This window comes from Hyphomonas sp. CY54-11-8 (assembly GCF_000682735.1).
In the GTDB taxonomy this organism is placed as follows: domain Bacteria; phylum Pseudomonadota; class Alphaproteobacteria; order Caulobacterales; family Hyphomonadaceae; genus Hyphomonas.
Genome location: NZ_AWFD01000001.1, coordinates 209,728 through 230,618, shown reverse-complemented (window position 1 = coordinate 230,618; position 20,891 = coordinate 209,728). Strand labels below are relative to the sequence as shown.

Genomic DNA, 20,891 nt, shown 5'->3' with positions numbered 1-20,891 from the left:
AACGATTTCGCCATTATTCACAAGGGAAGACTTCGAAAATGACCTTCAGGCGCCTCTGGCGCCGCGGCGCACCTGGCGTTCCCGCAGGGTAATATAAGCCGTCGCACCGATGATGATGAACGTACCGACCCAGGTCCACGGCCCCGGCAAGGCCTTGAACAGCAGCCAGTCCACTGTCGCGGCCATGGGCAGGCGCAAATAGTCGATCGGCGACAGGAACGAGGCGTCCCCGATCGCCATGCCGCGGATATAGAAATACTGCCCGGCCACACCGCAGCCGCCCATCAGTGTGATCATGGCCCAATCCTGCCAGGAGGGCATCACCTCGGGCATCTTCCAGAGAGCCAAGGGCAGCAACATCGCCGAGGAGAGCAAATTCGCCCAGATCAGCAATGTAACCGGCCGATGATTACGGGAGAGCAGCTTCACCAGCGTGATCGCCCCGGCCATGCAGAAGGCCGCCGCCAGCGCCAGCAATGTGCCGAGACTGACGCCTGCCTGCGGCTGGGTCATGATGAGGACGCCGATGAACCCTGCCAGCGTCGCACCCCAGCGGTGCCAGCCAACCGTCTCCTTCAGCAGCCCCGCCGCCAACACCGTAATGAACATGGCGCGGGAAAAGCTGATCGCGTTGAACTCCGACAGCGGCAGGCCGAACTGGGCCGAGACCGCGTAGAAGCCGAAGATGAAGCCCATCGTGCCGAACAGGCTGCGCAGCAGCACCATGCCCGGCTGGTGGATACGCATGATGCCCCAGCCCTGCTGTATGATCACCGGTAGGGTCAGGATCAAGGCAATGAATGAGCGGAAGAAGGCGAGGAAGCCGGGGTCGTATTCGGCCGACTGAACCTTGGACAAGGTCAGGAACACGGTGAAGACGAGGCCCGAAGCCGTCATCCAGAGTGCACCTTCCAGGTTGCGGGGCGCTTCAGCCGCACTAACCTCGGCGAGACCTGATTGATCTGGACTGACTGCCATGACCGCCTTTACGCCTTCCGAAGTCGACGAGATCGACGCCCTGTGGCGCAGCCTGCCGCCGGATCATATGTGGACCGGATGGGCCGCTGCGGGCGAGTCCCCCGACCAGATCTGGATCTTCCGCACCCGCGCCCACTGGCGCCGCTTCCCGCTGTTCAAGGCCGATGAGGGCTATGCCCTGTCGGACGAGAAAGGCCGCCGGGTGATCCGAGCCGACTCCCTGCAGGAATTGCTGTCCGCTGTCGAGGCCATGCCCGGCCTCGACCCGGACCGGCGCCGCCGCTGAGCCCTTACTTCTGGGCCTGCATCGCCGCGGCCATCTGCTCGGCCTGTTCCGGCGTGATGCCCAGGGCTTCGAGGACCGGACCGCCAGCCGTCTCATCCCAGGAATGACGCGGACCGACGGTGATGCCACCATCGACGGTGAACTGGCTGCCTGTGATGAATTCTGCCGCGTCGGAGGCGAGGAAAGCTGCCATTTCGGCGATATCCTTGCCCTGGCCCGTCCGGCCGGCCGGCTGCATCGATCCGCCCTGCTGGGCCAGCATCTCGGCCATCTGGTCAGCCACTTCACGCGACATGCCGAGCGAGGCACCGAAAATGGATGTGGCGATGAAGCCCGGCAGGATCGCATTTACGCGGATCTTGTATTTGGCGACCTGCGCCGCAGCGATGCGCGAGAAGTGCGCCACGCCGATCTTGGCCACGGAATAGGTGATCGGGGCCCAGCCGGCTTCCAGTGCGCTGATCGAGGACGTGTTGATGATGGCGCCGCCTCCGGACTCCTTCATGCGCTCGACGGCGTATTTCGTACCGAAGAAGACCTGCTTGAGCAGCAGGTCCATCGTCATGTCATAGCCTTCTTCGTCGAGCTCCTCGACCGTCGCGGGCGTGCCGCCGCTGCCGGCATTGTTCCACACCACATCGATCTTGCCGAAATGGCTGACGGCGCCGTCCATCAGGGCTTCGAGCTCAGCGAGGTCCATCACGTCGCAATGAATATAGCGGACTTTATCCGTTCCGAAGCGCGCCTCCAGCGCGCGGCCCTTTTCGTCCTGGATGTCGGCTGCGATGACTTTCGCGCCGGCCTCCACAAAGGTCTCCACGCCTGCCAGGCCAATGCCGCTTGCTGCACCCGTGATTACGGCAACCTTGCCGCTGAGATCCGCCATGATGTTTCCTCCCTTATCGTGAAAGGCATCATGCACGGGGGTTCCGTGCGGTCCGTCAAGCGAAACCTGACAGGGGCGTCACGGTTTTTTCAATCCGAAGCGTTTCCAGAAAATGCCATCCAGCATGCGCTTTGGCAGGCGGGTCGGGATGGTCCAGTTGGTCAGCTTGTCCGGCACCGGCGCATAGCGCGCTTTTGGCTTGTCTGCGGCAAGCGCGGTTTCGATGTATCCGGCAATTTCCTCCGGCGTCAGGCCGGAGCGCCCGCCGGACAGCATGACCTGTTCGAACTGTTTCAACGACTCGCCCCAGTCACTGGAGGCATAGGGGCCTTCGGTATTGTCCTGCTCGGCCTTGTCCCAGATCGGCGTCTTTACAGAGCCAGGTCCGATGGCGATGGCATCGATGCCATAGATCACCAGCTCCCGGCGCAGTGAATCCGTCATCGCCTCAACAGCATGTTTGGTCGCGGCATAGGCGCCGAGGAAAGGAGACGACAGCCGACCGCCGACGCTGGTGATGTTGACGATCCGCCCGGGCGTGCCTGTGCGGGAGGGGTCAGAGCCCAGCAGCGGCACGAAGGCCTGCGTCATGGCCAGCAGGCCGAACACGTTCACCTCAAAATGTGCGCGGAAATCCTCCATCGGCTGGATCGCCAACGGGCCCATCTTCGCGATGCCCGCATTGTTGATGAGACCAGCCAGGCGTTCGCCCGCCAGCGCAGCCGAAACTGTCTCCACGGCCTGTGCCACCTGGTCCGGTTTCGTCACATCAAGGAGGATCGGGCGAAGGTCTCCTGTCGCCTTCACCTTCAGCATCTCGCCGTCGGCATGCTTGCGGACGCCCGCAAAGACCCTCCAGCCCTTCGCGGCCATGTGGCGCGCGGCGCCGGCCCCGATTCCTGTGGAGGCACCTGTAATGACGACAGAATTCATGGCCTTGCTCCCAGAATACGGAGCTAGGTGTCAGGCTCCGTCTTGCCCCCGTCGATCACGCGGAAAACCGGCCGCCCGGCGGGGCGCGGTGCGGGCGTGTTGTCCTTGTACGCATCAGGGACCGGTTCGGACGAATCGCTTTTGGGAACCGCCTTCAATACCGGCTTGCCGCGGGGCACCGGCGCAGGCGGCGGCGTCTTCACAGCTTCAGCCGCAACGTCCTCCTCGATATCGTCACCGATCTGGCGCACGCGCGGCGGGGCGCGCTTTGCAAAACTGCCTTTCGGCGTCTTCTTTCCGGAGGCGGATTTCTGGCTGAAGCCCTTGCGGGCCTTGCCGCGGGCTTTCTTGTCGATCTCTTTCAGCTTCAGCTGCTGCAGGGCCGAGAGCGCCTCGCCCTCATCGCCCTTCATCGGATCGGCAAAGGCCGAACCGTATTTCTCGATCCGCTCTTCAACTTCTTCCAGGAACTCACGCTCCCAGTCGGACAGGGGCGGGCCCTTGCCCTGTTCGGCAAGCTCGGCCGCCTTGCGCAGTTTGCGCAGCGCGGCTCGCTTTTTCCGTTCGTCGACATCCCGGCCCATGGGCGCAGTTTAAGCCGATCAGCAGGTTCTAGAAAGCCTCAGGCTTCGCCAAGCGCGATGAGGTAGGTTTCGAGCATCATTTCCTGCTCTTCACGGTCGGACTTGTCGATCTTGCGCAGGCGCACGACCTGGCGCAGCGCCTTGGTGTCGAATCCGAACGCCTTGGCCTCGGCATAGATCTCCTTGATCTGCTCGGCGACCTCTTTCTTCTCTTCTTCCAGGCGCTCGATCTTGGCGACCGTCTGGCGCAGTTTCTCGCGGCTGGCTTCGGTGAGGTTCTCGATCGGGGCGTCGTCCATGAGGAACTCCAGTTATTGGCCGGCGGGCGGCAGAATCGGAATTGGAAAGGAAAAGGAGCCGCGTCTTAGCGGCTCCCGGGCGGGCTGGCCAGACGCCGTATGGCATCGGCGACATCAGCTCCGTGATTATGGTGGGGCATGTGGCCTTCCTCCGGCAGGATGACCAGTTCGATGTCGGCCTGCTTCTTCAGGCGGGCGGTGTGTTTGGCCGGCGTAATCACCGTGTCCTTGCTGCCGGAGAAGACTGTGATCGGCATGGCGAGCTCGCCATAGCGCTTCGACTGCGCGGCCAGTTCCCTGTCCAGCACACGCACGTCGCGGGCATTGGCGCGGAAGGCCGGTGGACGGAACAGGAGGCCGATGCCCGACTTTTCGAAATAGCCTTCCGGTGCGGGCGACGGGTCGAACACGCCGCCAATCCCCGCCCCCACTTGCGCAGGGCCCACCAGCGGCACGACCTGGCTGAAGGCCGGGCCGATCAGGCGCGAGGCGGCAAAGCGGTTGTACCAGGCATGGCCGTCCCCGCCCCAGTCATGCGTCACCGGTGCCAGCAGGACGAGGCCTTTGACGAGCTCCGGCCGGTCGAGCGCAAGGCGCAGCGCCACCGCGCCGCCAAAGGAATGGCCGACGACGACCGCCTGCTCATCCGGCGCGAGCTTCTCCAGCACGCCTGCCATCTGCGCGGCCTGCACACCCAGCGCCTCAGCCCCCGGCGGGCGGCGGGAATGGCCATGCCCCGGTCGGTCAGCCATCAGTACACGGAAATCCTGTTCCAGCTCCGGCGCCAGCGTCCATGTGAATTCGCGCGCATTGGCGCTTGCACCATGGATCATCAGGACCGGCGGGCCTGCCGTACCAGCCTCCAGCACGTGCACACCATAGCCGCCGACTTCGATCCGTCGCCCGGACGCCGGATGCGCCTTGTGAATGCGGGAAGTGTAGGCCCCCGAAGAAAGCCCGACCGCGGCACCGAGGCCCGCCAGCGTGATGGCTGCAGCCGTCAGCAAGGCCTCAGAGCCCCTGCCCTTCGGCGATCTTGGTGAGGCGTTTCTCCGCCTGCAGCCCGTCCCGCATATAGGGATAGATCGCCAGCGCCTCACGCCAGGCTTCCAGCGCCTGGTCGTTGGCGCCCATCGTCTCGAACATGGAGCCAAGCCCGGCCCAGGCTCCGAAATGGCGGGGCTCCAGCTTCAGCGTCTCGTTCAGGTCGCGCAGGGCTTCGGGGAAATTCTCTTCGGCCAGGAAGATGCCCGCCCGTCGGAACCAGGCTTGCGGATTGTCCGGCTTGATCATGATGGCGCGGTCGTAAAACGTCCGCGCGGTCTCGGTATCACCAATCATCTGCGCCTCGACGCCGCGCTGCATGATCATGTCCACCGTGGCCGAGCCCGATTCCATCCAGGACGCCCAGATGTCCTGCGCGATGTCATTGGCTTCGCTCTCGCTGGGCGCAGCCTTCAGCTTGTCGAACATCTCGTCCGTCGGCACCGCCAGCGCGGGCAGGCTGGCGGTCACGAAAGCGAGAAACAGGAGGAAGGCTCTCAGCATGGCGCGATACTAACCGTCCAATACGGCCGGGCAATGTCCTCTTTCTGTCAGACTGTCAGAGAAGGCCTTCTGCCTCCAGGGCGGTCTCCAGCCCCTCCGCGGTGCAGAACAGGTGCGTCCGGAAGCCGAGCGCATCGGCGGCATGGGTGTTCTTCTCGCTGTCGTCGATGAAAAACACCTCGCCCGGCGACGGGCTGCCCAGTTTCTCCAGCGTATGCACGAAGATCGCCGGGTCCGGCTTTACAAGACCGATATCGCCGGAGACCACCGTGTGGCGGAAGCGTTTCAGCAGGGGGAAATGCTCCTGCATCATCGGCCAGGGTTCCGACGGCATGTTGGAGAGGGCGAACAGCGGCACGCCGCGTTCCTCGAGGCGGTCGATCAGGGCTGGCGTGCCGTCGATATAGCCGTCGAACATTTCCATCCAGCAGCCGCTCCAGGCCCGGATTTCAGTTTCGTATTGCGGGTATTGCGCTATCAATGGCAGCGCGTTGTCGGCAAAGCTCACGCCCGCGTCGTGGCGGGTGTGCCAGGCCATCGTACAGATTTCGGAGAGAAATCGCTCGCGCTCTTCCGCGTCAGGCAGGAGGCGAGAATATAAACGGGCCGGCTCCCAGTCGAGCACGACCCGTCCAAGATCGAAAAGAGCAATCCGGGCGGTCATTTTCCCGCCTTATTGCCCATTCACGTTCCGCTCAGCCTTGCTTTGCTTTGAAGCGGGGATCGGTCTTGTTGATCACATAGACCTTGCCCTTGCGGCGCACGACCTTGCAATCGCGGTGACGCGACTTGAGCGATTTGAGAGACGAACGGACTTTCATGGGATGGCCCCGTGGGTCATAAGGAATTGGAAAGCGGTGCGAGTAATGAATCCGGTCATCAGAGTCAAGGACACGCGCTGTCATGCGCGGCTGTTTTCAGGAGCATATCAAGTGGCACGCTTCGCGATCGCGCGCTCGCATATCGCCGGTGCGGCAATTCTGGCCGGCCTGCTGGTTTCCTGCGCCCACAGTCCGCAGGCTTCGCCTGGTATGCCGTCCGTTCCGCCACCCGCGCCCAGCCAGCCGGCGCCCGACACCGGGCCGATCAGCTACAAACCCACTGGAAACAGTGACATGGATGCCTGGCGCGCGGATTTTTCCGCCCGCGCCGTCGCTGCGGGCCATGACCGGGCCCTCGTCAAATCCTTCTTGGAGAACATCAAACCGCTGGACCTTTACCTCGGCTCGTCCTTCCAGGCGGCGGCCGTCGGCATCGGCGATCAGGCCGAGTTCGCAAAACCGATCTGGGACTATCTGAAAGTCCCGCTCGGCAACAGCCGCGTCTCCAATGGCGCCTCCCACCTTCACAATGAAGCCGACCTCTTCGCCGCCATCGAAGCGAAATATGGCGTCGATGCCGAGTACATCGCCGCCATCTGGGGAATGGAATCTTCCTTCGGCGCGGTCATCGGAAATTTCGATGGCCCGAACACGCTGGCCAACATGGCCGTGGAAGGCCGCCGCAAATCCTTTGCCGAAGGCGAATTGCTGACCCTGATGAAAATCGTCGAACGCGGCGATGCCCACCGGGATGACCTGATCGCCGGCTGGGCCGGCGCCATGGGCCAGACCCAGTTCATGCCGTCGACCTATTATGCCTACGCGCAGGACTTCGACGGCGATGGCGAAAAGGATGTCTGGAAGAATGAGGGCGACGCCCTCGCCTCGGCGGCCAATTATCTGAAATCTTCCGGCTGGTCGCCCGGCCAGCCCTGGGGCATCGAAGTGATCGTGCCGACCGGGTTCGACTTCTCGCTGGCGGACGGAAACGAGCGCCGGATGGAGACCTGGCGCGGCTATGGCATCATCCCGATCCGCGGCGGCGACTTCGATACTGGCGGCGCCGAATATGCCGAACTCTGGCTGCCCGCGGGCGCGACAGGGCCGAAATACCTGATCTTCAACAATTTCAAGGTGTTCAAGCGGTACAACAATGCCGACTCCTACGCCCTCGCGGTCGGCCTGTCGGGCGACGCCTTCACCGGCAAGAAAGTGCCGGTCGCCGTCTGGCCGACGGAGATCGAGCCGCTGACCGTGGCAGAGATCAAGATCCTGCAGGCGAACCTCAATTCACGCGGCTTCGATGCGGGCGTGGTGGACGGCATTCCGGGCCGCAAGACCCGTACCGCGCTGCAGGGCTTCCAGAAGTCGCAAGGCGTCGTGGCAGACGGTTATCCGACCAAGGGCATGCTGGCACTGCTCACCGGCCAGACCGTCGGCACAGCCTCGACCAACTAAGCCCTCAGAGGTCTTCGTCGGGATCGAATTCGCCCACGCCGTCGCGCAGGGCGAACCAGGCGTAGAGCGCCATGAACACCAACAGGCCGGCCGCGATCATGAACGGGATGTTCGCACCGACATACTGGTAGACGAACAGACCGAAGAAGGGCGTCACGATATAGCCCATCCCGTTCGCCGAAATGACAAGGCCCGCGACATTGCCCTGCAGCTGGGGCGACACGGCCAGCGAAGCGCCGCTGGAGAAACCCGGCCGGGCGAGCCCCTGCCCGAGCCCCAACAGGAACTGCACCATCACGAGCGTGGCAAAATCCTTCGCCACGATCATGAGCAGCGCGCCGAGGACCAACGGTACGCAACCGACGACCATCAGGGTCTTGTTGCGCATCTTCATGCGCGGAATCAGCACGAGCTGCGCCAGAAGCACTGCCATCGCGCCGACGGTGAAGGCCGGCCCGGTGTACTGCGCCGCCTGCGGCCCGCCCACATTCAGCTTGTCCATCACTGAAAAGACGAAAACCTGCGTCAGGATACCGGTTGCCAATGACAGGCAGACCGCAAAGACGAGGAAGGGCATCACATCCCGCGAATGCCAGAGCCCCCGGGCATTGGTCTCCATATCCAGATGCGTGGCATCCGTGATCGGCTCGCGCTGTTCCGGCAGGCGGAACCAGATAAGCGCCGCCATGATCGCAGCGATCACCGCCGTCAGCAGAAGCGGGCTGAGAATTCCCGCTGTCGCGACCAGCGCCGCCGCGAAGGCCGGGCCCACCACGGTGCCAACGCTGAAACCCGAGGAAATGAAGGCAATCTCGTCTCGCCGCTCGGCCTGGCTCGTCCGGTCGGCGACATAGGCCTGCGCCGCCGGGTTCGTACCGGAACCGAAAATACCGAAGAAGGACCTCGAAATGGCAAGGCATGCGAAGATCAGCAGCGTGCTGGTGATCGCACCCGTCATGGCGGCAAGGCCGGACAGGTAGAGCAGCAGCATGGAGACCGAATACCCGGCCAGACCCAGCGCCGCGATGGGCCTCCGTCCGATCCGGTTCGACTGTTTGCCCCAAACTGGGGAAAAGGCCGACCAGAAGAAGGCCGAGAGGGCAAACACGGCCCCGGCCATCCAGTCCGGCAGGCCGACTTCGCGCGAAAGCGGCGGCAGCACGGCGGCGATCAGCATCGTGTTCCCGGCGCCGATGGCCATCAGGCAGAAGAACAACAGGAAAAACGCGCCACGGCGGTCCGGGCGCGACAGGTCTGGCGGCTCCTTGCTCCCCTCGCTCATTCTCTCTTCATCTGCCGCGTCATCGGGCTTGTCCAGACAGGAAAACGATCTGGCGGGCTCATCACCCAGGGTCAGACAGGCGGCCTGCGGGACGATCATTCGCCACATTAGCCTGTCAATAAATGCCTTTGGGTTGGACAGGACGGAAACGGCGTCATAATCTTTCCATAGGGTTAATTTAGGCAGGCTGGGATGTTGTTTGAGAAACTCACGGGGAACGTTCTCATGTCGAACCAGTCCACCAAATCAGCCCGTCTCCTGATCGGGGCAGCGCTGACCAGCCTGCTGCTCGTCTCGGCATGCGACCGCCAGAGCGAACGGCTCGAACGCGCCCGGGAGATCGCAGAAGTCTCCCTCAGGCAGATTACCGGCGAGACCATCGTCGAACAGGCCGACAGGAAGGATCCTATGCGGTCCGTGCCGGTGGAGGCCCGCGCGATTGCTGGCAAGGTGATCAGCGACATTTCCGGCCAGCCGACCAACAAGCCGGCCTTTGCCGTCCTGTCCGTGATCGCGAAGCCGGCAGACATCCCCCCGGCTGAGGCCATGGCGGAAATCGAAGACGGCGACCTCTACATCGAGGACGAGGCTGCTCTGGCAGAAGCAATGGAAGCGCCTGTTGCAGCGGCCCCCGCACCGGATGCAGGTGCCCGCGCCCCAGCCTCCCGGTCGCTGGAATTGTTTCGTCCGGAGGTCGGGATCTCACCGCGTGTGAAGCTCGACCCGAAAGCGCGTGAGCAGTCCCTGCAGCGGGTTGAGGAAGCAACCCAGGCGATGCAGACAAGGGCGGAGGTCGAACCTGCCCCTGTCTCGAAAACGCGCTCGCTGCAGCCCCGCTCACTGGAATCCGCCCCAGTCGAAGAGCAACTGGCCGCCCGCAAGATTGCCCGCCGGTCGCTGGTCAACCGTGAGGCCATCGTCGCCCAGCGCGACGCCAATGCCGTGATGCTGGACACGCTGGCCAAGTACAAGATGAACGCCGAGGTGACCCTGTCACGCGAAGGCCAGATGGTGATCCAGGTGGCTGGCGCCGGGCCGACCCTCTTCTCCCCGGAAGATGCCAAGGATCCATCGCTGAGCTTCCTTGCCATCGACGAAGGCACCGGATGTCCGGACCCGAACGATCTGGAAGCGATCGAGGCAGACCCGGTGCTCGCAACGAATTGTTTCGTCGATGACCTGCGCGCCTCAGGCCAGTTCGAATATGTCGAGAAGGACTTCATCTTCGAGAACCAGTTCGTGCGCCGTCCGCCCGCTGGCTCTCCGTCCACCTCGGGCGGCGTTACGCCCACAACCGGCTCCACCACGCCGGTGAAAGTGGAAGTGACCCCGAACGATCCGCTCTGGGACCTGCAATGGGACATGAAACCGAGGGGCTCCGGTGAAGGCCAGTCGCTGGGCGGCGCAGGCTTCCAGGAGTTCTGGACCCGGCAGGGCATCGAAGGCTCCTCCGATGTCGTCGTCGCCGTGGTCGATACCGGCCTGCAGATGACCCATCCGGACATTGCCGCCTCAGCCAATATCGCACCGGGCTGGGACATGGTTTCCGACCCGCGCATGGGCAATGACGGCGACGGACGGGATTCCGATCCGAACGATCCGGGCGATCTCTGTAACCCGGCTGTGCCCGGTTCTGCCGATTCCTTCCACGGCACCCATGTCGCCGGCACCATAGGCGCAGCGGCCTCCAACAATGGCGCAGGCGTCGCGGGCGGCGCATGGAACGTGAAGATCGTGCCGGTTCGCGCCCTCGGCAAATGCGGCGGGCGTCTTTCCGACATCAATGATGCCATCCGCTGGGCCGCCGGCCTGATCCCGGCCGAAGGCGAAGACGGCAGCGAAGTCTGGAACGACAATCCGGCCGACATCATCAATTTGTCGATCGGCCTGTTCGAATACTGCCCGGCCTCGCTGCAGGATGCGATCGACTCGGTGACCGACCGCGGCGCGGTCGTCGTCTCCGCGGCTGGCAACGCCCGCATCGACACGGCCTATTACGCCCCCGGCGGCTGTGACAATGTCATCTCCGTTGCGGCCGGGAACGCCCTCGGCGAGATCACCGCCTATTCGAATTTCGGCGACGGCGTCGACATTCTCGCTCCCGGCGGGGAAATGGCCCGGGACGACGACAATGACTCCCGCCCGGACGGCATCCTCTCCACCAAGGCCTCGACCGATTGTTATGACCCGGTCACCGGCGAAGCCGTGCAGGATTGCTACTACGCCTATGAGCAGGGCACCTCGATGGCGGCCCCACACGTCTCGGCAGCGCTGGCTCTGCTGAAGGCCCGCACCCCGGATGCCACATCGGACGAGCTTGTGTCAGAGCTGCTCGCCGCCACCGATCCGCGTACGGACCTGCAATGTGCGGGCCTCTGCTCGGACTATCCGGGAACGACCCCGATCGAAGGCTCTGACGGCATGTGCCGCCGCCCCTGCGGCGGGCGCATCCTGAACCTTGCAAACGTGCCGGAACCGGTCGGCACCTCCGGCGGTGGAGACTGAATGAGCGGCGGCCAGCCCCCTCCCCATCTTGGCGGCCCGCTGGGGCTTGTGGGCCTCGCCATGCTGGCCGGGGCAACCGGTATCTTCGTCATGGCCGGGTCCGGCGGACCGGCCCATGCCCCGATCGCACAGCAAGCGGCCGTCCAGACGCCAGCCCGCGAAAAGGTCGCCCCTGTTCCGGAACTCCGCCCCGGCGACGCGTTGCCTGTGGTCCGCCCTGCGGAACTGCCTGCTTCGGCTGAAACGAGAACGCCGGCAGAGACCAAACTTGCCCAGATCAGCGCGGACGGGACGGAAATCGTCTATATCGTCCGCATCAAGGGCGAGCCGGAGATCGACGTGATCTCCCGCAATTTCAAGCGTGACCGCGCCGCCGCCGACATCGCCTGGGCCAATCTGCAGTCGCGCTATCCGGTGCTGCAGGATTTCCGGCTCGTCGGGGCCAGCTATTCAGGCGAGATCCGGCTGGGATATCGCCTGCCGCCCGGCCTTGAGCCGACGCGCGCAACCATCAACGAAATTCAGAGCCGGATCATGCAGGTCGACAGCGTCGCCTATGCCGATCCGGACTATGTGGCCCAACCCGGAAAGGAATAATTGCCATGAGGAAGCGGATTGCCATTGCATTGGTGCCCGCCTGCGCCCTGTTGGGTCTTGCTGGCTGTGACAAGTTCATTCGGGGCATGGGAGACGATGCCGGCACCGAAATTTCCGAACCGGTGGATACGACCCCGGCGGAAGAAACCGTTCCTGCCGCTGCAGTGGACAAGCCGGTCTACACGCAAGCCATGAGCCAGGAAGCCACCATCGACTGGCTGGCTGCCCGCGACGACGTTGCATCCAATTCCGGCACCAGCGGGAATTTCATGGCCGCATCGCAGGAAGGCGACCCGCCGCCGGTGCCTGTCATGCTGCCGACCGGCATCGTCCTGCCGCAGGGCGCAGAATCGGACGTAAAATTCCAGCCGCTGAGCGATGGCTATTTCGCCTTCTATCCCGGCACGGACTATAACATCGTCGTCAATGGCACGAACGAAATCATTGGCGAGCGCGCGCCGGGCACGACCGAAACGCCGATGCGCTTCATCCCCACCATGAGCGGCGCGCAGGTCGCCTTCACGAAATATGGCGCCGACTATCTGATCGAGTTTGAATGCACCGTCGCCGAGGGCGAGCATGCCGACTGCATCAGCGAGGAAGACGCCCTCTCAATCGCAGACTCCCTTGTTGCGGTGAGGTCGCGCTGATGACCCAGACGCGTTCCCTCCTGCTTGGCGCCGCCGCGCTGCTGACCCTTTCGGCCTGCGATTTCATCCGTTTTCCCGGTGACGGCGGCCCGCCGCCGGCAACACCGGAGGCAGGTCCTGCGGTGCCACCCGGCGCGCCCGGCCCTCCGCCGCCCGGCACGCCGGTGACAGACCCATACGGCGCGGGCGACCAGCCAACCGACACGGACACAGACACACCGGACACAGGGCCAATCGATACGGATACGGATGCCAGCACGGATACGCCGGACGCAGGCACACCCGATACCGGCACGCCAGATACAGACGCACCAGATACAGATTCGCCAGACACGAGTGCGCCTGATACCGATCCCGGCACGGACACGCCGACCGACACACCCGCGGATACACCGGACGATTCAACAGATACGGCTGACACCGACACGACCTCGCCAACAAACACGCCGGATACAACCGAGCCGCCAGCGCCTGTCGAACCCGCCTTCTCCTTCTATGGTCCGGGCGCCCTTCTGCCAGGCACCGGCGAGGGGGCCGGAGAGGAAACGATCTTCGCGCCGGACATGGTTTTCCCGATCAAGGACTCCCCGGCCTATTTGCAATCCATGGTCTTCACCTTCGGCGGCGGCATGGTCGGCGGCGACCAGTGCGACGAACGGAATTTCGAATATCCGTGGCGGGACAATTTCTGCGAAACACGCACATCGAACCGGAATTCGGCTTATTGCCCGCGCAGTAAGATCCATCAGGGCCAGGATATCCGCGTCGGCACGCCCGCCAGTTGCCAGTCAGAGCGCTCCACATCCGCAGCGGATCGCGACGCGCATGAGGTCGTGGCCGTGGAAGACGGCGTCATCTCCAATGTCGGCTCCTACAGCGTGAACCTCCGCTCCGGCGGGCGGATCTACAAATACCTGCACCTCAACATGAAGAAGCTCTCCGTTTCCATCGGCGACACGGTGCAGGCAGGCGATACGATCGGCTATGTCTCGAACGATTTCGGCGGCACGCCGACTGTGTTGCATCTGCATTTCGAGATCACGCAGAACAATGGCAGCGGCGGCTGGGATTATGTCCCGCCCTACACGTCACTGGTTGCCGCCTATGAACGGCGCGAGAACGGCCCCGGCGAACTGATCGACGATGGCGATGTCGCGATTGCATCCGTGCCGGCCTTCGTGATCCCCGAAGGCGTCGAGATCATCGAATAGGGTCTGGTTCAGACTGTCTGGCTCAAGCAGGCCGGAAAGTCAGCGCCACGCCATTATTGCACCAGCGCTGGCCCGTCGGCGCAGGCCCGTCATTGAAGACGTGGCCCTGATGGCCGAGGCAGCGCGCGCAGTGATATTCCGTGCGCGTATAGAATAGCGTGTGGTCGTCCTTGGTACCCATGGCGCCCGGCAGCGGTTTCCAGAAGCTTGGCCAGCCTGTGCCGGAATCGAACTTTGTTTCGGAAGAGAAGAGCGGCAGATCACACCCGGCGCAGTGATAGGTACCTTCGCGTTTCTCATGCTCCAGCGGTGAGGTGAACGGACGCTCGGTGCTTTCCTGGCGCAGCACGGCGAATGCCTTCGGATCCAGCCGGTCTTTCCACTCTGCCTCTGTTACCTTGCGCCATTCGCTGCTGGCATAAGGGTCGCCGCCCTCGCCGTTCGCTTCCGACTCTGCAACCGCATTGCTGGAGCCGCCGGAACAGGCAGCAATCACGAGAGAAGCGGTGCCTGCAAACAGGAGGCCGCGGCGGGACAGCATGGAAGTCGTCGGTTTCATGCCCCTTCCCTACATCCGAAGGTCCCTCGCAGGCGACACAAATTCACGTGAGATTGTGTGAGAGGCTTCAAACGCCGCCATCGACCCAGACTTCGCCTGACAGATCGTCCAGCTTGTCCTGGAAATGCGCCCGCACGTCTTCCACGGCCTGGTTATAGACCGCCGGGCCCAGCTGTTTCAGCATCAGTTCGATAATGGCTTCGGCGCGGAAGCCGCTGAGGTCCTCATCGAACTCCTCCGCGAACAGGCGCCGCAGGTGACCTGCAAGCGCCTCACGCCGGTCATCCGAGAGGGTCAGCGGTTTCATGCGTCCGGTTTAGCACCATTCTGGTTCCGGCCGAAATTCACCGCGCCGGAATCCTGCCCGGCATCGATGACGGCCTTGCGGATCGTCCGGGCACGGGTGAACTCCTGCATCAGGAAATCGCCATCGCCCCAGCGGATCGCCCGCTGCAGGGCGGCAAGGTCTTCGGAAAATCGCCCGAGGCATTCCAGCACGGCTTCCTTGTTATTCAGGAACACGTCGCGCCACATCACCGGATCCGACGCCGCGATACGGGTGAAGTCCCGGAAACCGCCAGCGGAGAATTTCACCACTTCGCCCTGCTCAACCGTCTCCATGTCGAAGGCCGTGGAGACAATATTGAACGCGATCAGGTGCGGCAGGTGGGAGGTGATGGCCAGCACACGGTCATGGCGGCCGGCATCCATGGTTTCCACCTTCGAGCCCAGCGCCCGCCAAAAGGCTTTCAGCTGTTCGGCCGCGGCCTCATAGGCCTCCCCTTTCCCGCTCTGCGGCGTGAGGATGTACCAGGCATTGCGGAACAAGGTGGGGAAGCCGGCTTCCGGCCCCGATTGCTCCGTGCCCGCCACGGGGTGGCCTGGAATGACGAACACCCGCCCATCATCGGCAGATGCCAACGCCTCGGCAGCCTGCTTCTTCACCGAGCCCACATCCGACAGGATCGCGCCTGCCTTCATATGCGGCACAGCGGCCTGCGCCACCGGTGCCAGCGCGCCGACCGGCACACACAGGATCACGCAATCTGCATCCTTCACCGCTTCGGCGAGCGTTCCGGTCACATTTCCGAGATCGAGCCCCTCTGCGCTGGCCCGCACATCGTCACTGACATCATAGAGCGAGACGGCCCCGGCGGCGTCATAAGCCGTTGCGGCCCGCGCGATGGAAGAACCAATAAGGCCAACGCCGACAATGGCGATCCGCTCGAAAATGGGGTCAGACATCAGGGGGTATTCCATCTTGCGAATTACAGCTCGCTCTGGTGGGCAATCGGGCCCCGCCCGTCAAGTGCCGCCCGGCGCCCGCGTGCCATCTGTCGCATTGAAGTCTGCGCCTCTGGGCACGATGTGTCGGCCGAGCCCCCCGGAGACCGCCCATGTCCAAACCGTCCCCCATCCTGTCCGGCCTGAAGCTGAAATGCGGCAATTGCGGCGAAGGCAAGCTGTTTAAAAGCTATCTGAAGCTGAACGACGCCTGCCCTGTCTGCGGACGGGAAATGAGCAATGACGACACCGCTGATGGCCCGGCCTTCTTCGTCGGGTTCGGCGTGCTGATCCTGGCCGCGCCATTCATGTTCATCGTGCCCCTGATTCCGATGCCGCTGGGCCTCAAGATCCTGGCCTTTCTCGTGATGTCCGCAATCATGATCGGCCTGATCCTGGCGCTACTGCCCATCGCCAAGGCGATCCTGCTGAATCTGCAGCTGCACCACGGCGCGACCGAGGTTAAAGCGACAGATGTCAAAGCAAGCGATGTCGACGCGGATGCAAACGCTTCCTGAGGCGTTTGCCCTAGCCTGAAACGGCCAGTTCGTCGCGTTCGCCCGTGCGGATGCGGATGACAGACCCGAGATCCAGGATGAAGATCTTCCCGTCGCCGATCGTGCCGGTGTTGGCTGCCTGGGTGATGGCATCGGCAAACCGTTCGGCGGCATCGTCCGGACAGGCAACCTCGACCTTCACTTTCGGAAGCAGGCGAACCTCGTATTCGGCACCGCGATACACCTCGGTTTTGCCGAGCTGGCGGCCATAACCACGGACCTCTGAAACGGTCAGTCCGGTGGCCCCGACTTCGGAAAGCGCGTCGATCACCGCGTCGAGCCGGCTGGGCTTGAAAATGGCTGTGACAAGCTTCATGGCGCTTCCCCTAACAGTTGCTGCAGTTGCGAAGTATCTGCCGCTTATATGACACGTCAATGACTTTCGCGTTTTGGAGAAGGCACAGGACGGGGAATCCGTACCTTTTCGGTAACAGGTGCGGGCGCCCCGCCGCCCGGTTGGGCATAGAGCCGCTTGACCGCTTCAACCAGGACGACCCCGCCAAAGCCGGGCGTGATCAGACTGCCAATCGCTTCCCAGCCCTCAGCCGCCGAGGTGACGAGCCCTGCCGACACAGGCGGCATGTAGAGCGCACTGGTCGAGGCGGTGACCTGAAACAGGCCAGACGACAACAGGTTCATCAGCTGCGACCGGGTCCACGGCCGGCCCTGGCCGAACGGTGTGCGCGTCGCCCGTGACCACAGCCCGCCCCGGTTCGCCGCCGCCAGCACGATACGGCCTTCCGGCGCTGTGATGCGCCAGATCTCACGCAGATAGGTGCGCGGATTGCCCGTCTCCTCCAGCCCGTGCAGCACAATCACCCGGTCGAACATGCCGTCCGGAAAGGGCAGCCGGTCGTCGCCCACACCGACGCTGGCATTGCCGCGACCGGAATAATCCCACTTCACGGGCCCATGTTCGAGCGGCACGGCAGCGACGATCCGCGACGGCGCGTCGCCGAACGCGTCCAGCACGGGAATGGCAAAGCCGAGCCCCAGCAGAGACAGGCCCCGCGCCTCACCCCACAGATCCGTCAGCTTGCCGGACAGGATGCGCGTCGCCGCTTGCCCCAGCGGGGCGGAGTAAAAGCGTTCGAGCGTGACAGCATCCTGACGCATGGGTTTCCCTGTGCTAGGCCAGTCTTCAGGAGACAAAGATGACCAAGATCACCCTCGACGTACACCGATTTCCCTGCCTGAACGATAATTACGGCTATCTCGTGCATGAAGCCTATTCCGGCGAGACAGCCGCCATCGACACGCCCGACGCCGACAAGTACCTGGCCGAGGCGAAGCGGATGGGCTGGCACATCACCCACATCTTCAACACCCACTGGCACCCCGATCATGCCGGCGGCAATCTGAAGATCAAGGACGCGACGGACTGCACGATCTACGGCCCGGCGGGCGAAGCGGAAAAGATCCCCGGCATCGATGTGAAGCTTAAGGAAGGCGACACGGTGGAGTTTGGCCGCGCCACCGCCCGCGTGCTGGATGTACCGGGCCACACGCTGGGCCACATCGCCTATCACTTCGCGGAGCAGGAGACGGCCTTTGTCGGCGACGCCCTCTTCGCCCTCGGCTGCGGACGCGTCTTCGAAGGCACGATGGAGATGATGTGGAACAGCCTCTCCAAGCTGAAAGCCCTGCCGCCGGAAACGCTGATCTATTGCGCGCATGAATACACGCAGGCCAATGCCCGCTTTGCCGAGACGATCGAGACCGGCAATGCGAAACTGACCGACTATGTGAAAGAGATCGACGACCGCCGCGCCAGGGGCCTGCCAACGGTGCCGACGAGGCTCAACCTGGAACTCGCCACCAACCCCTTCCTGCGCGCCGACGTGCCGGAACTCCAGGCCGCCATGGGCCACCCCGGCGACGCCGTCGCCACCTTCGCCGAAATCCGTGGCCGCAAGGACCGGTTTTGATGCAGGCCATCTCCGGCGATCTCGGTGCGCGGGAGGTGATCCGCCTCCTGAACATGGCGCCGCATCCGGAGGGCGGGCACTATGTGGAGACGTTCCGCGCCTCAGCCCCAAAGGGGCAACGCCCGGCTTCCACGCTGATCCATTTCCTGCTGCAGGCAGACGAAGTCTCGGCCTGGCACCGGGTGGATGCCGACGAGATCTGGCTGTGGCAGGCAGGCGGGCCGCTGGTGCTGACCACCGCGACCCCGGAGGGCACAGCGCCGCGTGCCGTCACGCTCGGGCCTGACCTTCGGTCGGGACAGTCGCTGCAAGGTATCGTACTGGCGCATCACTGGCAGGCCGCCGAAACATTGGGCGCATGGACGCTGCTCTCCTGCGTCGTGGCGCCGGGCTTTGACTTTGCAGGCTTTGAACTCGCGCCGGAAAACTGGCGCCCGAAAGCCTAGCCGCGCAGACGCATGGCAAGCCCGATCAGCGGCACCATCAGAGCTGTCGCGAACTTCTCTCCCGGCGTCTTTGCGAATTTCCGGAAATAGCGCTTCAGGCTCTTCACCTTGTGACCCTGCACAAATGCCGAAGGCGCATCTGACGTGGACGAGTAATGCAGCGCCCCTGCCTTAGGCTGGTAAGTGACCGAGCCGCCTGCCTCAATCGCCCGGCGGCACAGGTCTACATCCTCAACATGCAGGAAATAGGCTTCATCAAACCCGCCGAGCGCTTCGTAATCGTCCCGGCGGATCAGGAAGAAGGCACCCGTGATCGCGCCGACGCACACCGGGCCATCCGGTTCCGGCGTCCCGTCCAGCGCCCATTGGCCAAGGCCAATCGCGTTCCACAGGGTGAGCGTGTTGCGGCGCGCGCCGCGCTCTTCCCGCCCTTTCAGGTCGAAGATCCGTCCCCCGACGATGGCGGGCCGGGGCGCATCCTGCAGCGCCTCCACCATCGGTCCCATCGCACCGCGCTTGATCACGCAGTCCGGATTGCAGGCGAGCAGCAAGTCGCCGCCGGCCTTTTCCGCCGCCCGGTTCATCGCCGTGCCGAAGCCCGGATTGCCGCCCTTGCGGATCAGGAACGCTTTCGGGCAATCGGCCACGAACTGATCGATCCAGGCTTCGTCGGCGGGCGGGTTTCCATTGTCCACAATGACGATCTCGGTGATGTCCGGATCGCCTTTCAGGGCGTAGAGGCATTCATGCAGGCGCGGCCCGGTCCGGTAGGACACGACCAGCGCGCTGATGGTCGGCAGCGCACTCACAGCGACTCCCGGCGGCGTTTTGCCAGCAGGATGATCGCGATCGCGGCCAGCGCCACGCTCGACCAGAATGCCTCGTTCCACATATTGTAGGCGAAGTTGAACAGGCTGAAGGCGACGCCCGTGACACCGGCAATGGCGAAGCGGACATCCTCGCGCAGCTTGCCCGGTTCCGGCAGGCGGAAGCCCAGCAGGACCAGCGAAAAGGCGAGCAGAATCGCCCCGATCATCCCCGTCTCGGCCCAGATCTGCAGCGGCATATTGTGCGGATGCCCCGGCACGACTTTGTAATAGGCCCAGAAGTCCGGCAGGTGCGCCAGCCAGTCCGGATGGTCGGCATAGGTCTCCTCCCAGGTCTTCGAGGCGGAGATACCGTGTCCGATGAAGGGCCGTTCGGCAATCTTTTCGATCACCACGTGCCAGGCCCAGGCCCGCGACTGGAACGAGCCAGGCAGGTGGAGATTGTAGGCTTCCAGCAGCCGCAGCACCGTGCCGATCAGCATGGGGGCTGAGGCAACATAGGCACCGATGCCGGTGAACAGGATCCGGAAGCCGAGCTTCGGCAGGGCCTGTACCAGGCCGATCGCCAGCATCATGAACACCATGCCGATCACGGCGCTCTGCGAGTCGACCCGCGTGAAGAATAGAAGGCTCGCCACGACCAGAAGGGCCACCACAGGCTTCCAGAAGAATTGCGGGCGGGCGGAGAGATAAGCGATCAGGATCGGCAGGATCAGCGCAAAGGCATTTGCGTTGCGCCCCAGATTCTGGACGCCCGACATGACCTCATTCGGATCGGTGCCGTAGACCGCCTTCAGCAACGGGCCTGAGAAAATCACCGTTACCGCCAGGATCAGGCCCTGCGTCGCAAAGGCGCCCAGCATGACGCGGGTCGATACCTGCGCGCTGCCATCCGCAATGCGCATGGCCCCGCCGATGGCCAGCAAGGCGAAGGCCGCGGCGAGGAAAACCCGCACACTGGTCGCCTTCACTGCAAAATTGCCTTCCAGCAGGCTGCCGCTGGTAAATCCGGTAGAGACAGGCGACCACGCCTCCCCGACCACGACCCAGATCACGAACAGGATGGCCGGTATGGCATAAATGGCCGGCGGCCATTTCGGCCGGGCGAGCGCCAGGGCCGGAAGGGCGGCCAGCCCCAGAAGCGGGGCATAACCCTGCCCGCCGAGCAGGCCCATGACCGGCCAGAGCACAAAGGCAGCTGCAAGCACGGGCGCGTAGGACATGAGTCGCACTCTTCTTCTACTCGCCCCGT

The 20,891-nt window shown here is 63.7% G+C and carries 26 protein-coding genes; 9 read left to right on the top strand and 17 right to left on the bottom strand.

All coding sequences use genetic code 11. The features are described 5' to 3' along the window. Window positions 1–45: 45 nt before the first annotated feature. A complete protein-coding gene (locus tag HY17_RS01235; protein WP_034761353.1) occupies window positions 46–978 on the bottom strand; it encodes a DMT family transporter in 933 nt (310 codons plus the stop codon). Here HY17_RS01235 and HY17_RS01230 point away from each other — a divergent pair. Then, window positions 977–1,264, top strand: coding sequence for a hypothetical protein (locus HY17_RS01230; protein WP_034761350.1), 288 nt, complete (start codon window positions 977–979; stop codon window positions 1,262–1,264). The genes HY17_RS01235 and HY17_RS01230 overlap by 2 nt on opposite strands. A gap of 4 nt (window positions 1,265–1,268) precedes the next feature. On the opposite strand, the gene HY17_RS01225 is transcribed toward HY17_RS01230, so the two are convergent. The 8 genes from HY17_RS01225 to ykgO form a co-directional block, all read right to left on the bottom strand. Next, the gene (locus HY17_RS01225) at window positions 1,269–2,150 is read right to left on the bottom strand and encodes an SDR family NAD(P)-dependent oxidoreductase (RefSeq protein ID WP_112073526.1); all 882 of its coding nucleotides are present in this window, start codon (window positions 2,148–2,150) and stop codon (window positions 1,269–1,271) included. Window positions 2,151–2,228: 78 nt separating this feature from the next. Further along, window positions 2,229–3,083: an SDR family oxidoreductase gene (locus HY17_RS01220; protein WP_034761347.1), complete on the bottom strand. Its 855-nt coding sequence runs from the start codon at window positions 3,081–3,083 to the stop codon at window positions 2,229–2,231. Between the two features lie 23 nt (window positions 3,084–3,106). Further along, window positions 3,107–3,667, bottom strand: a complete 561-nt coding sequence (locus HY17_RS20120; protein ID WP_065383201.1) for a hypothetical protein — start codon at window positions 3,665–3,667, stop codon at window positions 3,107–3,109. Window positions 3,668–3,705: 38 nt separating this feature from the next. Continuing rightward, window positions 3,706–3,966 carry a DUF2312 domain-containing protein gene (locus HY17_RS01210; protein WP_034761343.1) on the bottom strand — a complete coding sequence of 87 codons (261 nt, stop codon included), beginning with the start codon at window positions 3,964–3,966 and terminating at the stop codon, window positions 3,706–3,708. A gap of 65 nt (window positions 3,967–4,031) precedes the next feature. Beyond that, window positions 4,032–4,973: an alpha/beta fold hydrolase gene (locus HY17_RS01205; RefSeq protein WP_034761339.1), complete on the bottom strand. Its 942-nt coding sequence runs from the start codon at window positions 4,971–4,973 to the stop codon at window positions 4,032–4,034. 4 nt (window positions 4,974–4,977) lie between these two features. Then, complete coding sequence (locus HY17_RS01200; protein ID WP_034761336.1) at window positions 4,978–5,514, bottom strand: tetratricopeptide repeat protein; 537 nt, start codon at window positions 5,512–5,514, stop codon at window positions 4,978–4,980. A gap of 55 nt (window positions 5,515–5,569) precedes the next feature. Next, window positions 5,570–6,178, bottom strand: coding sequence for an HAD family phosphatase (locus HY17_RS01195; RefSeq protein WP_034761333.1), 609 nt, complete (start codon window positions 6,176–6,178; stop codon window positions 5,570–5,572). 31 nt (window positions 6,179–6,209) lie between these two features. Next, window positions 6,210–6,335 carry a type B 50S ribosomal protein L36 gene (ykgO, locus tag HY17_RS01190; RefSeq protein ID WP_034762314.1) on the bottom strand — a complete coding sequence of 42 codons (126 nt, stop codon included), beginning with the start codon at window positions 6,333–6,335 and terminating at the stop codon, window positions 6,210–6,212. 111 nt (window positions 6,336–6,446) lie between these two features. On the opposite strand from ykgO, the gene HY17_RS01185 reads away from it, so the two are divergent. Further along, window positions 6,447–7,793: a lytic murein transglycosylase gene (locus tag HY17_RS01185; protein WP_065383202.1), complete on the top strand. Its 1,347-nt coding sequence runs from the start codon at window positions 6,447–6,449 to the stop codon at window positions 7,791–7,793. Between the two features lie 4 nt (window positions 7,794–7,797). Here the strand turns inward: HY17_RS01185 and HY17_RS01180 are convergent, their stop codons facing one another. Beyond that, window positions 7,798–9,075 (bottom strand): MFS transporter, encoded by a 1,278-nt coding sequence (locus HY17_RS01180; protein WP_034762309.1) that lies wholly within the window; start codon window positions 9,073–9,075, stop codon window positions 7,798–7,800. Window positions 9,076–9,300: 225 nt separating this feature from the next. Between HY17_RS01180 and HY17_RS19095 the strand changes: the two genes are divergently transcribed. The 4 genes from HY17_RS19095 to HY17_RS20455 are packed head-to-tail and all read left to right on the top strand — an operon-like array spanning window position 9,301 to window position 14,038. Next, window positions 9,301–11,580: a S8 family peptidase gene (locus HY17_RS19095; protein WP_065383203.1), complete on the top strand. Its 2,280-nt coding sequence runs from the start codon at window positions 9,301–9,303 to the stop codon at window positions 11,578–11,580. Beyond that, on the top strand, window positions 11,581–12,177 hold the full coding sequence (locus tag HY17_RS01170; protein ID WP_034761330.1) for a hypothetical protein: 597 nt from the start codon (window positions 11,581–11,583) through the stop codon (window positions 12,175–12,177). 5 nt (window positions 12,178–12,182) lie between these two features. Then, a complete protein-coding gene (locus HY17_RS01165; protein ID WP_034761326.1) occupies window positions 12,183–12,827 on the top strand; it encodes a hypothetical protein in 645 nt (214 codons plus the stop codon). Further along, window positions 12,827–14,038 carry a M23 family metallopeptidase gene (locus HY17_RS20455; protein WP_051599502.1) on the top strand — a complete coding sequence of 404 codons (1,212 nt, stop codon included), beginning with the start codon at window positions 12,827–12,829 and terminating at the stop codon, window positions 14,036–14,038. The genes HY17_RS01165 and HY17_RS20455 overlap by 1 nt, the downstream gene beginning before the upstream one ends. 22 nt (window positions 14,039–14,060) lie before the next feature. On the opposite strand, the gene msrB is transcribed toward HY17_RS20455, so the two are convergent. The 3 genes from msrB to HY17_RS01145 all read right to left on the bottom strand — a co-directional run bounded on the left by msrB (window position 14,061) and on the right by HY17_RS01145 (window position 15,842). Beyond that, on the bottom strand, window positions 14,061–14,597 hold the full coding sequence (gene msrB / locus HY17_RS01155; protein WP_034761324.1) for a peptide-methionine (R)-S-oxide reductase MsrB: 537 nt from the start codon (window positions 14,595–14,597) through the stop codon (window positions 14,061–14,063). Window positions 14,598–14,664: 67 nt separating this feature from the next. Continuing rightward, window positions 14,665–14,904, bottom strand: a complete 240-nt coding sequence (locus HY17_RS01150; protein ID WP_034761321.1) for a DUF2164 domain-containing protein — start codon at window positions 14,902–14,904, stop codon at window positions 14,665–14,667. Further along, on the bottom strand, window positions 14,901–15,842 hold the full coding sequence (locus HY17_RS01145) for a prephenate/arogenate dehydrogenase family protein (protein WP_081812908.1): 942 nt from the start codon (window positions 15,840–15,842) through the stop codon (window positions 14,901–14,903). The genes HY17_RS01150 and HY17_RS01145 overlap by 4 nt, the downstream gene beginning before the upstream one ends. Window positions 15,843–15,994: 152 nt before the next feature. On the opposite strand from HY17_RS01145, the gene HY17_RS01140 reads away from it, so the two are divergent. Further along, the gene (locus tag HY17_RS01140; RefSeq protein WP_051599501.1) at window positions 15,995–16,399 is read left to right on the top strand and encodes a DUF983 domain-containing protein; all 405 of its coding nucleotides are present in this window, start codon (window positions 15,995–15,997) and stop codon (window positions 16,397–16,399) included. Window positions 16,400–16,409: 10 nt separating this feature from the next. Here the strand turns inward: HY17_RS01140 and HY17_RS01135 are convergent, their stop codons facing one another. Next, a complete protein-coding gene (locus HY17_RS01135) occupies window positions 16,410–16,754 on the bottom strand; it encodes a P-II family nitrogen regulator (protein WP_034761314.1) in 345 nt (114 codons plus the stop codon). 56 nt (window positions 16,755–16,810) lie between these two features. Next, window positions 16,811–17,554 carry a class I SAM-dependent methyltransferase gene (locus HY17_RS01130; RefSeq protein WP_034761312.1) on the bottom strand — a complete coding sequence of 248 codons (744 nt, stop codon included), beginning with the start codon at window positions 17,552–17,554 and terminating at the stop codon, window positions 16,811–16,813. 38 nt (window positions 17,555–17,592) lie between these two features. Between HY17_RS01130 and gloB the strand changes: the two genes are divergently transcribed. Both gloB and HY17_RS01120 read left to right on the top strand, forming a co-directional pair. Beyond that, window positions 17,593–18,366 (top strand): hydroxyacylglutathione hydrolase, encoded by a 774-nt coding sequence (gloB, locus tag HY17_RS01125; RefSeq protein WP_034761308.1) that lies wholly within the window; start codon window positions 17,593–17,595, stop codon window positions 18,364–18,366. Next, the gene (locus HY17_RS01120; RefSeq protein WP_034761305.1) at window positions 18,366–18,812 is read left to right on the top strand and encodes a cupin domain-containing protein; all 447 of its coding nucleotides are present in this window, start codon (window positions 18,366–18,368) and stop codon (window positions 18,810–18,812) included. The genes gloB and HY17_RS01120 overlap by 1 nt, the downstream gene beginning before the upstream one ends. Here HY17_RS01120 and HY17_RS01115 read toward each other — a convergent pair. Continuing rightward, a complete protein-coding gene (locus HY17_RS01115; RefSeq protein WP_051599500.1) occupies window positions 18,809–19,621 on the bottom strand; it encodes a glycosyltransferase family 2 protein in 813 nt (270 codons plus the stop codon). The genes HY17_RS01120 and HY17_RS01115 overlap by 4 nt on opposite strands. Continuing rightward, window positions 19,618–20,862: an O-antigen ligase gene (locus HY17_RS01110; protein ID WP_034761304.1), complete on the bottom strand. Its 1,245-nt coding sequence runs from the start codon at window positions 20,860–20,862 to the stop codon at window positions 19,618–19,620. Before HY17_RS01110 ends, HY17_RS01115 begins: the two co-directional genes overlap by 4 nt. Between the last annotated feature and the right edge of the window lie 29 nt (window positions 20,863–20,891).

Coding starts and splice junctions, on each gene's coding strand:
- HY17_RS01230 (WP_034761350.1), top strand. CDS start 977: ATGACCGCCTTTACGCCTTCCGAAGTCGACGAGATCGACGCCCTGTGG.
- HY17_RS01235 (WP_034761353.1), bottom strand. CDS start 978: ATGGCAGTCAGTCCAGATCAATCAGGTCTCGCCGAGGTTAGTGCGGCT.
- HY17_RS01225 (WP_112073526.1), bottom strand. CDS start 2,150: ATGGCGGATCTCAGCGGCAAGGTTGCCGTAATCACGGGTGCAGCAAGC.
- HY17_RS01220 (WP_034761347.1), bottom strand. CDS start 3,083: ATGAATTCTGTCGTCATTACAGGTGCCTCCACAGGAATCGGGGCCGGC.
- HY17_RS20120 (WP_065383201.1), bottom strand. CDS start 3,667: ATGGGCCGGGATGTCGACGAACGGAAAAAGCGAGCCGCGCTGCGCAAA.
- HY17_RS01210 (WP_034761343.1), bottom strand. CDS start 3,966: ATGGACGACGCCCCGATCGAGAACCTCACCGAAGCCAGCCGCGAGAAA.
- HY17_RS01200 (WP_034761336.1), bottom strand. CDS start 5,514: ATGCTGAGAGCCTTCCTCCTGTTTCTCGCTTTCGTGACCGCCAGCCTG.
- HY17_RS01195 (WP_034761333.1), bottom strand. CDS start 6,178: ATGACCGCCCGGATTGCTCTTTTCGATCTTGGACGGGTCGTGCTCGAC.
- ykgO (WP_034762314.1), bottom strand. CDS start 6,335: ATGAAAGTCCGTTCGTCTCTCAAATCGCTCAAGTCGCGTCACCGCGAT.
- HY17_RS01180 (WP_034762309.1), bottom strand. CDS start 9,075: ATGAGCGAGGGGAGCAAGGAGCCGCCAGACCTGTCGCGCCCGGACCGC.
- HY17_RS19095 (WP_065383203.1), top strand. CDS start 9,301: ATGTCGAACCAGTCCACCAAATCAGCCCGTCTCCTGATCGGGGCAGCG.
- HY17_RS01170 (WP_034761330.1), top strand. CDS start 11,581: ATGAGCGGCGGCCAGCCCCCTCCCCATCTTGGCGGCCCGCTGGGGCTT.
- HY17_RS01165 (WP_034761326.1), top strand. CDS start 12,183: ATGAGGAAGCGGATTGCCATTGCATTGGTGCCCGCCTGCGCCCTGTTG.
- HY17_RS20455 (WP_051599502.1), top strand. CDS start 12,827: ATGACCCAGACGCGTTCCCTCCTGCTTGGCGCCGCCGCGCTGCTGACC.
- msrB (WP_034761324.1), bottom strand. CDS start 14,597: ATGAAACCGACGACTTCCATGCTGTCCCGCCGCGGCCTCCTGTTTGCA.
- HY17_RS01150 (WP_034761321.1), bottom strand. CDS start 14,904: ATGAAACCGCTGACCCTCTCGGATGACCGGCGTGAGGCGCTTGCAGGT.
- HY17_RS01145 (WP_081812908.1), bottom strand. CDS start 15,842: ATGTCTGACCCCATTTTCGAGCGGATCGCCATTGTCGGCGTTGGCCTT.
- HY17_RS01140 (WP_051599501.1), top strand. CDS start 15,995: ATGTCCAAACCGTCCCCCATCCTGTCCGGCCTGAAGCTGAAATGCGGC.
- HY17_RS01135 (WP_034761314.1), bottom strand. CDS start 16,754: ATGAAGCTTGTCACAGCCATTTTCAAGCCCAGCCGGCTCGACGCGGTG.
- HY17_RS01130 (WP_034761312.1), bottom strand. CDS start 17,554: ATGCGTCAGGATGCTGTCACGCTCGAACGCTTTTACTCCGCCCCGCTG.
- gloB (WP_034761308.1), top strand. CDS start 17,593: ATGACCAAGATCACCCTCGACGTACACCGATTTCCCTGCCTGAACGAT.
- HY17_RS01120 (WP_034761305.1), top strand. CDS start 18,366: ATGCAGGCCATCTCCGGCGATCTCGGTGCGCGGGAGGTGATCCGCCTC.
- HY17_RS01110 (WP_034761304.1), bottom strand. CDS start 20,862: ATGTCCTACGCGCCCGTGCTTGCAGCTGCCTTTGTGCTCTGGCCGGTC.